The organism is Nostoc sp. GT001, assembly GCF_030382115.1.
Lineage (GTDB): Bacteria > Cyanobacteriota > Cyanobacteriia > Cyanobacteriales > Nostocaceae > Nostoc.
Map to the genome: position 1 here is coordinate 6,387,745 of NZ_JAUDRJ010000003.1, position 13,605 is coordinate 6,401,349.

The window sequence follows — 13,605 nt, forward strand, 5'->3', positions numbered from 1 at the left end:
TTCAGCTTTGTTGTGCTGTTTTAGTGTAGGATTTTTCCTAACAATTGCATCTCCTGCAAACAGTAAGTATGATTTTTACATCAGACTAAGAAATTTCTTGGATAAAAAGTATAACAAATTAGCTAAATCATAGAATTAGTTGAGCTTGGAAATAATTTTGAAGTTAACACTTTATTTACATAATGAGAGGAAGCTTAAGGCTACTACAGGTGAGCGAGAAGTTGCCATCCAGAAACGCCGTTGGCAATTCATCAGAAGTAGCCCGCCGTAAACATCGCCAACTCATGATTTTTTTACTATAGTATTTATTTATACTGTTGATTGTTGGCAATGCAAAGCAAACTACCATAGAAAAGTTTTTAATTCAGGATTATCAAAAACAGTTATTTAAATGTAACAACGGAAACAAAAATGTCAACATATTTATCTCAAGTTTGGCAGCTGCTGAGAAATTATGTGAGGGGTATAAGGTTACAAGAGATGCCAAAGACCACATCGCTAGAAACTGAGGCAGTTTTACCTCTAGGAAAAAATATTAAAGAACCAGACAAAAGCGTTAGATTAGCTCAAGATAATTTGCAGGAATATTTATACTCTCCAAGACTGCAAAAAAGCTTAGAAAAATGGACAATACCAAAGAACGGTTTGAGTTCTCAGATAGACGATCGCACATTGGGCACTTTACCCACTGGGTTTTGCTTTAAAGTATGCGATCGCCAGATGTATGAAGAGATTTATGATTTATTGGGCAGTGGTGCCCTGAAACCTGAAATAGTAAACCAACTAATGGAATTGGTTGTGACTGGTCAAAAAATTCGTCCAGAATTGCTTTTTGGGCGGCTAGAAGATTTTTATCGTCGCTGGTGTCAGGGAGAATTTATCGATGGCACACCAGATGATAACTTGCCTCAGAAAACAAAGTTAAAGCTAGCGGCACAAAATATTGCTCTTGGGTTGAGACAGGTAGACATATATACAGGGCTGAACGTACTGATTTTATTATTAGAGTTACACCGTTACGCCCAAGGGCAAGATGAACTCAAACAAAAAATCATCTTCTATCCATCTGCCCAACCGGACACAGACAATTTTTTCACATCCCAACTGTTGCGGATTATTAATTATAGCGATGCCCTGGAAATTGGCAACTTTAGCAGTATAGTTGGACAATTCCTCAAAGGCGGTAACTTTAGGGGTGCTTACCTCGGCGATGCCAACCTTACCGGGGCAGACTTTAGCGGTGCTGACCTAAGCCTTGCTTATCTCGGCGATGCCAACTTAACTGGCGTAAACTTCAGTGGTGCCAACCTTAGCGGTGCCAACCTCGGCGATGCCAACCTCAGCGGTGCCAACCTCAGCGGTGTTAACCTCAGCGGAGCCGACCTCAGTAGCACCAACCTCAGCGGTGCTAACCTTAGCTGTGCCAACCTTAGCCGCGCCGACCTCAACCGCGCCGACCTTAGCAATACCAACCTTAGCCGCGCCGACCTTAGCCGCGCCGACCTCAACCGCGCTGACCTTAGTAGCACTAACTTCAGCCATGCTGACCTAAGTAACGCTATCCTTTTCGGTGCAAATCTGAGTGAAGCCAACCTTAATAGCGTCAGCCTTAGCCATGCCGACCTCTGCCGCGCCGACCTCAGTGGTGCTGATTTGAGTCACGCCATCCTCAACGGTACTAACCTCAGTGACACAATTCTTTTCAGTACCAACCTCAGCGATGCTATCCTGGTTGCCGCAGACCTCAGCTATGCCAAACTTAACGGTGCCAAACTTAACAATGCCAGACTTAACGGTGCAATGTTCTTAGGTGCCGACCTCAGCGGTGTAGACTTGAGTCGGGTGATTCTCAACGAAGCCGACCTCAGCGGCGTGATTCTTAACGACGCCGACCTCAGTGGTGCTGACCTCACCGACGCTATACTATTTGGCACAGACTTCAGCTATGCCAACCTTAACAATGCTAACCTCAGTGGCAGTAACCTCAGTGGTGCTATCCTCAACGGCGCTGATCTCAGCCATAGCAACCTCAGTTATGCCATTTTGGGTGGTGCAGACCTCAGCGACGCCAATTTAGAAGAGATGATCTGGGGTAAAAAGCAGCAGTGGGAAGGGGTGCGGGGATTGGAGACAGCAGTTAATGTACCGGAGGCGTTGAAGGAAGAACTGGGACTGAATTGAGATGAGGTAATATTTTATCCTAAAATTTAAAGAGCCAATACATTTATGTATAGATTTCTCCACACAACTAGAAAGCCCCCAGATGAATCCAGGGGCTTGGGTAATTTTGGTTGCGATCGCCTACGGTTACGCGATCGCAATCTGCGGTAAATGCACTCTAAAATACTTAATTAATTACGGTGATTATTGCTGTAGTGAACCCTTGTACCTGCCCACAGCAACTTCTCCCGTAGCGTCTGATAGTAGGAATTGTTCTCGCGCAAAATAATAAATTTAGCCCGACACTCTGCCATCCGCACATCAACACGGTGTCCAGGCCAAATTGAAGTTCCCAAAACCCCATCTGTCCACAGCTTGGTACTCAAATCGTAATCCCCCAAAGGCCAAATACTCACCACAGAGCCAGGGGGTAAAACGAGGGGACGACTAGAAAGGCTCATTGCACAAATAGGAGTGATGGTAATCGCCTCCATACCATCATGCATAATTGGCCCATTAGCAGAAACAGTGTAACCTGTGGAACCTGTAGGAGTGGAAATAATCAACCCATCCCCGACGTATTGATCGACTACCTCACCATCGATTTCCATTTCCAGAATTGAGGTGATCATTCGGTCAGCGGAGGCGGGTTTGACACAGAATTCATTCAAAGCCAGGTAACGTTCGCTCACTGGTTCTAAATTAGACCCATGCCCCTCATACACCGCAGCTTGCAACATCATCCGTCGTTGGATAGCATAGCGATCCTCAAACAGTCGATCCCAAACTTTCTCTGTATCCTGAAACTCTTCCACTGACTCAGTTAAAAACCCCAGATGGCCTCCTACATTCACTCCCAGAATTGGGATACCAGCTGGGGCTAGATGTCTGGCACCAGTTAAAACAGTACCATCGCCACCGAGAACCAAAGCGAGATCGATTGGTTGACCAGCTGAAGCCAAAAAGACTGGATAGGGGTTGTCTTTCGGCCCGCTAAGCCCCATCAACACTTGGCAATCGCGACTTTCTAGTTGTTTCGCACAGAGTTCTGCCCATTGTTTACTCCGGGCATCTCGCGCTTTATAAGCAATGATTACCTGCTTGAGTTGCACGCACAATTACCACTTCAGGAGATTAAACTGCTCCATATCGACGGTATCGCGGTTGCGATAAATGGCCAGCACGATCGCTAAACCCACCGCCGCCTCGGCTGCGGCCACGGTAATCACAAATACTGTGAAAACCTGACCCTTAATTAATGTTGAGTCGAGGAAGTTGGAAAATGCCATTAAATTCAGATTAACAGCATTGAGCAGTAATTCAATTGACATCAGCACCCGCACAGCGTTGCGGCTAGTAATTAAACCGTAGATGCCAATGCAGAATAAAGCTGCTGCTAGTAATAAAAAGTACTGGAGTTGCATGAATCTGGGTATCCCTCCTGAAAAAGCTGGCTGTTTATCTGCGATTCTGGTCGCAAATATTACTCTTTGGTTTCGCTGGTTGTTGATACTAGTTCTCTGGGGCGTTCTTGTAAAGTCAAAACAGTTTGCCCCACATTGGATCGTGTCAGTTGATCTGGCAAATACTCACGACGTGCCAAAATAATTGCTCCTACCATCGCTATCAGCAGCAAAATGGAAGCTAGTTCAAAAGGTAGTAAAAAGTCAGTGAAGAAATGTTCTCCAATTAAAACAATAGAACTTTCACCACCAGCTACAGGAGCGGTTGAATACGCCCAAGGAGTAGCCAGCACCATCGTACTTAAAAGACCAAACAATCCTACACTAACTACACCCGTCAGTACTTTTCGCACCCAAGAGTTAGGAAATGCTACAAAATCTTGCCGCTTGTTCACCAACATAATGGCAAACAAAATCAGCACGTTAACCGCCCCAACGTAAATTAGTATTTGTGCAGCCGCAACAAAATCAGCATTTAGCAACAGGTACATTCCCGCTATGCTGATGAACACACCCCCCAGCAAAAAGGCAGAATAGACGATGTTGGAAAACAGCACCACACCAATGGCTGCCCCAATCATCATCACGCCCAGTATGCCAAGTGATACTAACTGTACTCCTTCTGCTAGATTCACTGTTTTTTGTCCTTAGTCAATTGTCATTGGTCATTAGTCATTGGTCATTGGTCATTAAGAAAGGATAATGGACAAATGACAAATGACATTTATTTTTCTGTTTGCTCTACCAAGTCTTCTGGACGCGCACCTGCACGTGGCGCATCTGCGGGCAATCCATGTGGTTCGAGGACGCCTTTGGGTAGGTAAACTAGTTCGCGCAGTGGTGTAACCATTGGGTCATCTGTTACTTTATACGGCAGACGACCTAGCGCTACGTTGTCATAGTTCAATTCATGGCGATCGTAAGTGGAAAGCTCATATTCTTCTGTCATCGATAGACAGTTAGTGGGGCAAAATTCCACACAATTACCGCAAAAGATACAAACTCCAAAGTCAATGCTGTAGTGGTTGAGTTTTTTCTTTTTGCTGGCTTTGTCGAATTCCCAATCTACTACAGGTAGGTTAATTGGACAAACGCGAACGCAAACTTCGCAAGCAATACACTTATCAAATTCAAAGTGAATTCTACCGCGAAACCGTTCGCCAGGAATTAGTTTCTCGTAAGGATACTGTACAGTAATTGGACGCCGCCGCATGTGGTCGAAGGTGACAGAAAGTCCCTGACCAATGTAACGCGCAGCTTGTACCGTTTCTTTGGCGTAATCACCAACTTGTTTTAGGAACTTTAGCATTTTGTGTCTCTCTCTTCAGGTGATAAAAGTTAGGAGTGAGGAGTGAGGAGTTAGGAGTAAGGTGCTAGGAGTGAGGAATGAGGAGTTAATTAAAAACTCATAACTCATAACTCATAACTCATAACTCATAACTTATAACTCCTAACTCTCTCATTACCCGCCGAAGGCGAAGGGAAAGGCTAGTTTCAGGGCGGCGGTTAATAGCAGATTAACCAAACCAACTGGTAACAAAAACTTCCATCCTAAATCTAACAGTTGGTCAATCCGTACCCGTGGTACTGTCCAGCGCAACAGGATGGCGACAAACACTAGTAAATAGGCTTTGAACACGGTCATCGTGATACCCAAAGCCGCAGTTACTATCTGGAACACGGGATTTAATTCACTGACTCCCAGCCAACCAGCGATGAGGTTGAGGGGAATAGGAAAGTCCCAACCGCCCAGGTAGAGAATTGCTACTAGTAAGGAAGAAAGGATCAAGTTAACGTATGAACCCAGGTAGAACAGACCGAATTTCATGCCTGAGTATTCCGTCTGATAGCCGGCGACGATTTCTTCTTCCGCTTCGGGTAAGTCAAAAGGTAATCGTTCGCATTCAGCGAGGGCGGCTATCCAAAAGATCAGAAAACCAATTGGTTGTCGCCAAATGTTCCAGCCTAGAATGCCATAGCCAGATTGTTGATTGACAATATCAACGGTGTCGAGGCTATTAGACATCATAGCGATCGCTAACACCGCCAACGCCAAAGGAATTTCATAACTGATAGATTGCGCTGCTGCCCGCAAGCCCCCTAAGAGGGAGTATTTGTTATTAGATGCATAGCCAGCCATCAGCAAGCCAATGGGTTGAATACTTGACAAGGCAATCCACAAGAATACGCCCATGCCCACATTGCTAATTACGATATTCTGTCCAAAGGGCACAATCAGGAACGACAGAAACACCGGAATTACAACAATAATTGGGCCAAGAGTAAACAGCCAGGGGTCAGACTTGGCTGGTACTATATCTTCTTTAAATACCAACTTCAGACCATCCGCTACAGGCACCAGCAACCCAAAAGGTCCCTGATATTCTGGCCCAATTCGCTGCTGTGCGGAGGCAGAAATTTTCCGTTCTAGCCAAGTAGCAACTAATACCCCCACTGTTGCCCCAATTAGCATCAGTATCATTGGCAGGGGCATCCAAATCGCTTTGGCTGTTCCTGCTGGTAAACCTAAATCCCGGAGGGATTCAATAAAAGTTCCTTGGAGGTCAATTCCTGAATTCATGTTTCCGCTCTTTAAGACATCGAGTCATAGTGAATTACAACTATTAGTTAAATTAATACCTGTAAATTCACCCATTTTTAATTTTTGCTGTGATGACTTCCGATTGAAGATTTGTTGCCAATTCCCATGCCTAGTATATCGTTGGATGGTTTGACCACCCTGAAGCGAGATGAGAATTCTACTTATGGTTGGCATTGAGTTTGGCTATTGAGGAGACGGAGAATGAGGAAGCAGGGGAGCAGGGTGGCTTTCTGGGGCAGGTTTTTTTGATTAGACAAATTTTTGGGATTTTAAAACCAAAACCATTGTCTGAGAACTTAAAACTACGTTCAATAATTGAGAACATTCTCAACTATTTATCGAAAGCCTAAAAGCCTGCCCTTGAAAGGAGCAGGGTGGCAGGGGAGAAGTGCAGTAAGTCTTTCCCCTCTGCCTCTTGTACCCAATTCCCAATACTTCGGCTTCTCTACGAGACGCTACGCGTAGCTTGCTTCCCCGGAGGGGTACGCTCAGTAAAAGTGCCCCATGCCCTATGCCCAGTTACCGTTGGTCAATCGGTGTATAAGTAATTTCGTGCAGACCGTTGTAAACCTGGGTAGGACGGAAAATCCGGTTTTCTGCTAGTTGTTCTTTCCAGTGGGCTAACCAACCGACAACACGAGCGATCGCAAATATTGGTGTAAACAAGTCTGTAGGAATACCCATCTTCCTATACACTAAACCGGAGTAAAAGTCAATATTTGGATAAATCCCTTTACTACCGAGTTTTTCCTCTACCACTCGTTCCATTTCTTGAGCAATGTCATAGAATTTGTCATAGCCAAACTTCTCAAACAGTTGTTCTGCTAGACCTTGTAAAATTATGGCTCGTGGGTCTTTTACTTTATACACACGATGTCCAAAACCCATAATCTTAGATTTAGTTTGCAGACAATTCTCTATGTAGGGACGGACATTTTCCACAGAGCCAATTTTTTCCAACATCTGAATTACTTCTTCATTGGCTCCACCATGCAGGGGCCCGCCCAAAGTTCCTACAGCACTAGCAACCACAGCATAAGGATCGGTCAAGGTGGAAGCTGTCACCCTAGCACTGAAGGTAGAAGCATTCATTGTATGCTCGACTTGAAGTATCAAGCAGATATCAAAAATCCGCGCCATTAGAGGATCGGGTTCTTGCTCATTGAGCATGTATAGAAAGTTGGCGGAATAGTCTAAATCATCACGGGGACGCACCGGGTCATTGCCTTTTCGCATCAGTTGGAAGGCCGCCACCATCGTCGGAATAGTTGCTATCAGCCGTACTACTGAATCTCGAATATAGGCAGGATTATGTAAATCCCGGAGCGAATAAAACAAACCTAAAGCCGCAGCAGAGGCTTGCAAGGCATCCATTGGATGGCCGCTTTCTGGAAAGCATTTCATCATGTCCCGAATGCGGTATTTTATCCGTGCAGGGTAACGAACTTCATGCTCAAATGTTTCCAGTTCTTCCTTGCTTGGCAGTTTATTCCAGATTAAGAGATAAGCAGTTTCTAAGAATGTACTTTTTTCTGCTAATTCCTCAATCCTAATGCCACGATATTCTAGTATTCCCTTTTGCCCATCAACATAGCTGATACTTGATTGGGCGGCGGGAATGCCTTCTAAACCAGGCTTGTATTCGCACACCATCATGGCAACACCATTCGCTTTGTGAAATATCTGATCAAGCTAACTTACCAGAAATTTATTGTCGCCATAACAGTAGCCGTTCTAACAACAATTGGAAATGTTGAAAAACTGTTATAGCAGGTACTTGGGTGGTGTCAACAAAAACATCTGACTCCGACCCAGAGGAGAACCTGTTTCTGGTAGTTTTATCCCAATCATACCTGCTTTTTTCAAGACTAAGCTTTCTTTGGCTTCTCCCCACAGGAGAATTTCTGCCCAATTGCTCAAATTAGGTTCGTGTCCAACCAGCGCCAGTTGGGTATTTTGGGAATAATTTCTTGGTTCTAACCAGTCTTTGAGCCAATTAGAAATTTGACCATCAGGCGCGAGGTGGCTAGATTCCTCTAACTGGGAGCTTAGTTTTTTTGCTATGAGGATTTCAGCCGTTTGGCGCGCCCGCACTAAGGGACTGGTGAGAATTAAATCAAAGTTTAAACCTAATTTAACAAGTTTTTGGGCAACTTTCTCCGTTTTTTGCCTTCCTTCTTTGGTTAGGCTGCGATCTTCATCCTTGATGCCTAATCCCTTGTCTTCGGCGATGCCATGACGAATTAAGTATAGTTCCATACTTTGTATTATTAGTGATCGGTTAGGCTGCTCTTATGCAATGTTAGAACGCTATCCACCACTTAGCAATCTGTCATACTCTGGATGTGAGCCAATCCAAAACCATACAAAATTATCATCTTCTTTTACAGCAAGCGCCCGATAATATATACCAATACGCACTGACCAAAACTGACCGACTTTTTTGAAATGCAATGATGGATATTTGGGATCTTCCCGAAGAAACTCGTAACATCGCTCATGATTATCATGATGTTAGCCATTTATCATACTAAATTTAAGCCGTATTTTTACTTAATTTAGACTATGAGTAGCGGTTGTTAGAGGGTAAATAACTTTACGATTATTGGTCAGCGTTAGGATAAAAGTCTAAGTCTAAAATCTCATCAACAGAAAACGGACAAGCGATCGCAAAGTTATCTGCTGATAAACTCGTTTCTACCATTGCCTCTCGCCGCGCTCTTTGATAAGTAGTATTAATCCACTCGGCATCATTTAAAAAACGCTGCAAGCTAGGACTTTCTTGCAGCAATTCATCTATATTCAGTCGCTCACGGGTAATGGTCACTTGCCAACTATGACTACGACGTTCTGGTTGATACTTCCATTTCAACAAATGCGATAAGACTAACCGCAACGCACTTTGCAACGCCCGTTGTTGACTCTTACCCAAGTCCACCACTTCCTCAATTAAGTGTTCTAAATCCAGCGTGTCCCAGTGCTGCAATCGCAAAAGCTCTGCTGTCTGCTCTACCCAAGCATAAAAATCTTGCTCATACAGAGTTTGTAAGATTTGGAGTTTTATAGACTTCATGGCGCTCCTTCTTCACAAATAAATAGGTAGGCGCAAGTTAACTTTGATTTAGTTCAGCATTCGCCATAAAACCCAAATTCCCGACTTTTATCAAAAATCGGGAAGGGATGCTATCTAAATAAACACTTTGACTGCTGCATTAGTTAGGAGTTCTCCGCGTCTCCTTGAGTTCCCTCTACTCCGACTGAATCGGATTATCTCTAGGATTAACCAACCTCAACAGTTTTTGCTTAATTTGAGCGTCGAATACTTCCCATTTCATTTTCGCATAGGCGGAATTTTCATTACTGCCGGATAAGAAGCCCATCGGGATTTCAAAGCCACCTGCGCTTGTTCTTCCACCGCCGAAAAACCGCCCTGCACTATCTTGTCCAAAGGCTTCTTTGATGAATTCATCGGGGTCAAGGGTAAGTTTGCTAGTTCTCAGGGAGCCGATGACTATTTCCAGTTCATCATCTTCATCGTGAACAATACCGTAAACTACAGCAGTGTGGACGTTTTCTTCGGTGACAAGAAAATCAGCCGCTTGGGGGATGGCGTCACGGTCTTCGTAGCGTAAATATCCAACACCAGCAATGGAAAAGTTATTTTGGACGATGCGATTTTTTAGCGATCGCTCGATTACATCCATTACCCGCTTGGAACGGTTCGCCTGTAAAATGGCATTCAGCAGTTGGGCATCATAAAATCGGCTTAAATAGGCCGCTGCCATAAAGTCTTCTTCTTGCGCTTGCATTAACCGATTTGTATCCGATCGCAAGCCATGCATCAAGGCAGTAGCGCATTTGACGTGTTGATTTATGCTGCTATCTAATGCTAATAATCCTGTTTGGAGGTATTGAGTAAAAATTGTTGCCGTCGCTCTTACATAAGGACGAATATCCTCAAACTCTGATTGCAAATCGCCTTGGATACTGTGATGGTCGATGAGTACCACTAAAGGAATTCCAGCTTGCTGCACCGATGACAGTAGTTGCGAAGTGGTTCCCTGGTTGTCAATTAGCACAAAACCTTGATAAGATGACAAATCTTTGGTTTTCAAGGTTTGCGTTGTCCAGCGTTGGATGGGTAAATTAGTCAGCCTTACCAAGGCAATATTTTCTTGATGGCTTAACGCGCCAGCATAAATGATTTCACATTTGATATCATATTGCTGGGCAATTAACTGATAAGCCCAGGCACAGGAAAGGGCATCAGGGTCAGGAAAATCTTGCAAAATTACCAGTTGGCGATCGTGTCGGTGTGCCAAAAGGGTTCTTTGCAGTTCTTCTGACTTTTGTTGTGCCAGAGAATTACCACGGTGACTGAGATATATAGCCCCATCACCTACCGATGGCGGTAATGATGGGCTTTTAAATGCAACTTCCACTGGCGCTTTCTCGATTTCAGGTTCCTCTGGGTTTGGCTCTGTGGTCAACGACAAATTCTCAAACTGAGTAACGGGAGAATTAAAGTACATAGGGAACTTTTTTAAAGTGTGAGGCTCCTTTTATTCAGAAATACTACGAGCAGCAATTCCCTGAATTTAGCCACATTATTATGATCTTCGCAAAAATCTCAAGACATTGCACTATACATCTAAGTATATTTTTTGTCAGTAACAGCGCTCAAGAATCAACTAAATTCCACTAGAGGGAGTACAGCAAGTAAGTTTAAGATATCAGGCTGTATGTGGCAGCAGGTATCTGTTTTAGGAGTTTTTCTCTCGTCGGCAAATTTAATCAGGGGGATTTTTATCTAACTTAGGGTATATTTTCTATCTTATACTTTAGGATTAGTCCTTGATATTTGAAATATTCTTATGCTTAATATTCTCATTATTGTGACTATTGAGCAATTAACAATTATTTTTGATGAGCAAGGCGTGTTTCATATCCCCTTTGAAAATTCTAAAAATTNNAGAGTGAAGTCTAATGGAAAAAGACAGGAGGAANNNGGAGCAAAGGGGAAACTTATATACAACAAATGTAAAGGCTTGAGCGTTGACGCATTGACCTTGGTTTTACAAAGCCATATAGCCACCAATTTTTCNAACACTCCATAACTAAAGTTATTGGCTATCTCCCAAAGAAAGAGGGTATTTCTCCTTTTTCCTTTGCTCCTCTGTTTTTTGCTCAAAGACCTATAACATACTTTTGCCACTCTGTATGCAGTCCACTCTTAAGATGTTTGCTGACCTCGAAATAGAGACTGCTATAAGGTTGGCGCGGGGGATGACGCAAAGGCATGTGAGCTTCGTGGGGAGTCCGACTGCCTTTTTTGACATTGCAACGGACACAAGCGGTAACAATATTCTCCCAAGTATCGCCTCCGCCGCGCGATCGCGGTATTACATGGTCTAGTGTCAATTCATCCCCTGTGAAACCACAGTATTGACAGGCATGACCATCACGGTGCAATATATTTCGGCGAGTTAGAGGGATTTCTTTATAAGGAACGCGTACATAATGACGCAACCGGATCACGGTCGGCAACGGGAAATCCGTGTACAGAAATTTACCGTTGTGTTCCACGCGTTCTGCTTTGCCCTTGATTAAAAGAACTACAGCGCGACGCCAACTCGTTATATTGAGAGGTTCGTAAGAGGCGTTTAAGACTAAAACCTTCCCCATTATTTGCGCTCAGGGTATGAGTTTTACAATATATTAACACAAATACACCCTGCTAGGGGGATAAGAAGAAATTATACTTTCGGGAGAATTTGGAAATTGAGTGATGAATAAAAAGTTAGGAGTGAGGAGTGAGGAGTTAAGAGTTGGAAAGTCAAATTTATTACTTGATTAAAATTATTACTTAGACTAACGCAATCGCGCAGTGTCTCGTAGAGAAGAACGGAGTGAAAAGTTGATCCATAAGATTTACTTTTAACTTATAACTGATAACTCATAACTCTTAACTTTTACTTTAGCGCCGCAACATCTTGTATCAATTCCAATCTGAAGGTTAAACTTCCTATTTAATCTGATCTCGCTTTTAGGAGCGTGTATAGATAGATAACTTGCAAGTTTAGCCGTGGCGGGATAGGAGTCAGTACAAATGTTAAGTCGCAAACAAATCCCTGGTGTAGTTCCGAATCAGCAGTGCGATACCTACGCGTGGTTTTCGCAACGAGCTTGGGTAGAAATTGATTTAGAGGCGTTGTCGTACAATGTAAAGCAATTGGTGCAGTTTTTATCGCCGCGTACCCAGTTGATGGCAGTAGTAAAAGCTGATGCCTACGGACATGGAGCAGTAACAGTCGCCCAAATTGCCATCCAATCGGGAGCTAGTTGCTTAGGAGTGGCTACAGTTCCAGAAGCTATTCAATTGCGAGAAGGCGGGATTCAAGCGCCCATTTTGATTTTAGGGGCAACTCATACACTAGAGCAAATTCATGCGATCGCCCAATGGAAACTTCAGCCCACACTCTGTAGCCCTAAACAAGCTTTAGTATTTTCTGATACCTTAGAATCGATGAATCATGGTTCTCCAGTGCCCGTACACATTAAATTAGACACGGGAATGTCGAGGTTGGGAACTGATTGGCGGCAAGCTGGCGAATTTGTGCAATTAGTGCAGCGATTACCACATCTTAATATTGCCAGTATTTATTCTCATTTGGCGACAGCAGACGATCCTGATACCACGGCAATGGAAGAACAGCATAAACGATTTGAGGATGCGATCGCTCAAATCAAAGCAATGGGAATTCAACCGCCTTGCTTGCACTTGGCAAACTCAGCCGCCGCACTCACAAATCCGGCATTGCACTACGACATGGTGCGTGTAGGTTTAGCTGTTTACGGACTCTACCCAGCAACCCATTTACAAAATGCGATCGATCTCAAGCCCGTTTTGCAACTTAAGGCACGAGTTACCCAAGTCAAAACAATTGCCGCAGGAACAGCTGTTAGCTACGGGCATAAATTTATTGCCCCGCGTGAACTTCGCCTCGCCGTCGTGGGAATTGGCTATGCTGACGGTGTTCCTCGCAGTCTTTCTAACAAAATGCAGGTGTTAATTCGCGGTCAGCGGGTGTCGCAAATTGGGACAATTACAATGGATCAGTTGATGCTGGATGTGAGTGCCATACCCAATATCCAAGAAGGAGAAGTAGTCACCTTGCTAGGGGAACACGGAAAAGAACAAATTTCAGCGGACGATTGGGCAAAACAATTAAACACTATTTCTTGGGAAATTCTCTGTGGTTTCAAGCATCGTCTGCCTCGTGTTGCAGTTATGTAGTTGGGAATTGGGAATGGGGCATAGGAAATTAATTTCTCCCTTGTCCCCTATTCCCTATTGCCATAATTATTTTATTATGATAT

At 43.9% G+C, this 13,605-nt stretch carries 12 protein-coding genes and 1 pseudogene; 2 read left to right on the forward strand and 11 right to left on the reverse strand.

Features of this window, described 5'->3' with window-relative positions; translation table 11 throughout:
• Window positions 1–411 precede the first annotated feature (411 nt).
• The gene (locus QUD05_RS29835; RefSeq protein ID WP_289799225.1) at window positions 412–2,181 is read left to right on the forward strand and encodes a pentapeptide repeat-containing protein; all 1,770 of its coding nucleotides are present in this window, start codon (window positions 412–414) and stop codon (window positions 2,179–2,181) included.
• A gap of 170 nt (window positions 2,182–2,351) precedes the next feature.
• Here the strand turns inward: QUD05_RS29835 and QUD05_RS29840 are convergent, their stop codons facing one another.
• From QUD05_RS29840 to QUD05_RS29885, 11 genes and pseudogenes are all read right to left on the reverse strand, one after another.
• Window positions 2,352–3,272, reverse strand: coding sequence for an NAD(+) kinase (locus tag QUD05_RS29840; RefSeq protein ID WP_289799226.1), 921 nt, complete (start codon window positions 3,270–3,272; stop codon window positions 2,352–2,354).
• A 6-nt stretch (window positions 3,273–3,278) separates the two neighbouring features.
• The gene (gene nuoK / locus QUD05_RS29845) at window positions 3,279–3,584 is read right to left on the reverse strand and encodes an NADH-quinone oxidoreductase subunit NuoK (RefSeq protein WP_006199065.1); all 306 of its coding nucleotides are present in this window, start codon (window positions 3,582–3,584) and stop codon (window positions 3,279–3,281) included.
• Window positions 3,585–3,643: 59 nt separating this feature from the next.
• Window positions 3,644–4,258: an NADH-quinone oxidoreductase subunit J gene (locus QUD05_RS29850; RefSeq protein WP_289799227.1), complete on the reverse strand. Its 615-nt coding sequence runs from the start codon at window positions 4,256–4,258 to the stop codon at window positions 3,644–3,646.
• A gap of 89 nt (window positions 4,259–4,347) precedes the next feature.
• Entirely contained in the window at window positions 4,348–4,932 is a 585-nt protein-coding gene (gene ndhI, locus QUD05_RS29855) for an NAD(P)H-quinone oxidoreductase subunit I (RefSeq protein WP_229462911.1), read from the reverse strand.
• A 153-nt stretch (window positions 4,933–5,085) separates the two neighbouring features.
• Window positions 5,086–6,204 (reverse strand): NADH-quinone oxidoreductase subunit NuoH, encoded by a 1,119-nt coding sequence (gene nuoH / locus QUD05_RS29860; RefSeq protein WP_094327297.1) that lies wholly within the window; start codon window positions 6,202–6,204, stop codon window positions 5,086–5,088.
• A 540-nt stretch (window positions 6,205–6,744) separates the two neighbouring features.
• Window positions 6,745–7,881 (reverse strand): citrate synthase, encoded by a 1,137-nt coding sequence (locus QUD05_RS29865; RefSeq protein WP_289799228.1) that lies wholly within the window; start codon window positions 7,879–7,881, stop codon window positions 6,745–6,747.
• A 108-nt stretch (window positions 7,882–7,989) separates the two neighbouring features.
• The gene (gene sixA / locus QUD05_RS29870; RefSeq protein ID WP_289799229.1) at window positions 7,990–8,484 is read right to left on the reverse strand and encodes a phosphohistidine phosphatase SixA; all 495 of its coding nucleotides are present in this window, start codon (window positions 8,482–8,484) and stop codon (window positions 7,990–7,992) included.
• A gap of 51 nt (window positions 8,485–8,535) precedes the next feature.
• Window positions 8,536–8,697: pseudogene (locus tag QUD05_RS34545) on the reverse strand (ParE family toxin-like protein); the annotation flags it as partial.
• Window positions 8,698–8,827: 130 nt separating this feature from the next.
• Complete coding sequence (locus tag QUD05_RS29875) at window positions 8,828–9,298, reverse strand: DUF29 domain-containing protein (protein WP_289799230.1); 471 nt, start codon at window positions 9,296–9,298, stop codon at window positions 8,828–8,830.
• A 175-nt stretch (window positions 9,299–9,473) separates the two neighbouring features.
• Window positions 9,474–10,757 carry a DHH family phosphoesterase gene (locus tag QUD05_RS29880; RefSeq protein ID WP_289799231.1) on the reverse strand — a complete coding sequence of 428 codons (1,284 nt, stop codon included), beginning with the start codon at window positions 10,755–10,757 and terminating at the stop codon, window positions 9,474–9,476.
• Window positions 10,758–11,412: 655 nt separating this feature from the next.
• A complete protein-coding gene (locus QUD05_RS29885) occupies window positions 11,413–11,910 on the reverse strand; it encodes an HNH endonuclease (protein ID WP_289799232.1) in 498 nt (165 codons plus the stop codon).
• A gap of 424 nt (window positions 11,911–12,334) precedes the next feature.
• On the opposite strand from QUD05_RS29885, the gene alr reads away from it, so the two are divergent.
• Entirely contained in the window at window positions 12,335–13,522 is a 1,188-nt protein-coding gene (gene alr / locus QUD05_RS29890; RefSeq protein ID WP_289799233.1) for an alanine racemase, read from the forward strand.
• Window positions 13,523–13,605 lie beyond the last annotated feature (83 nt).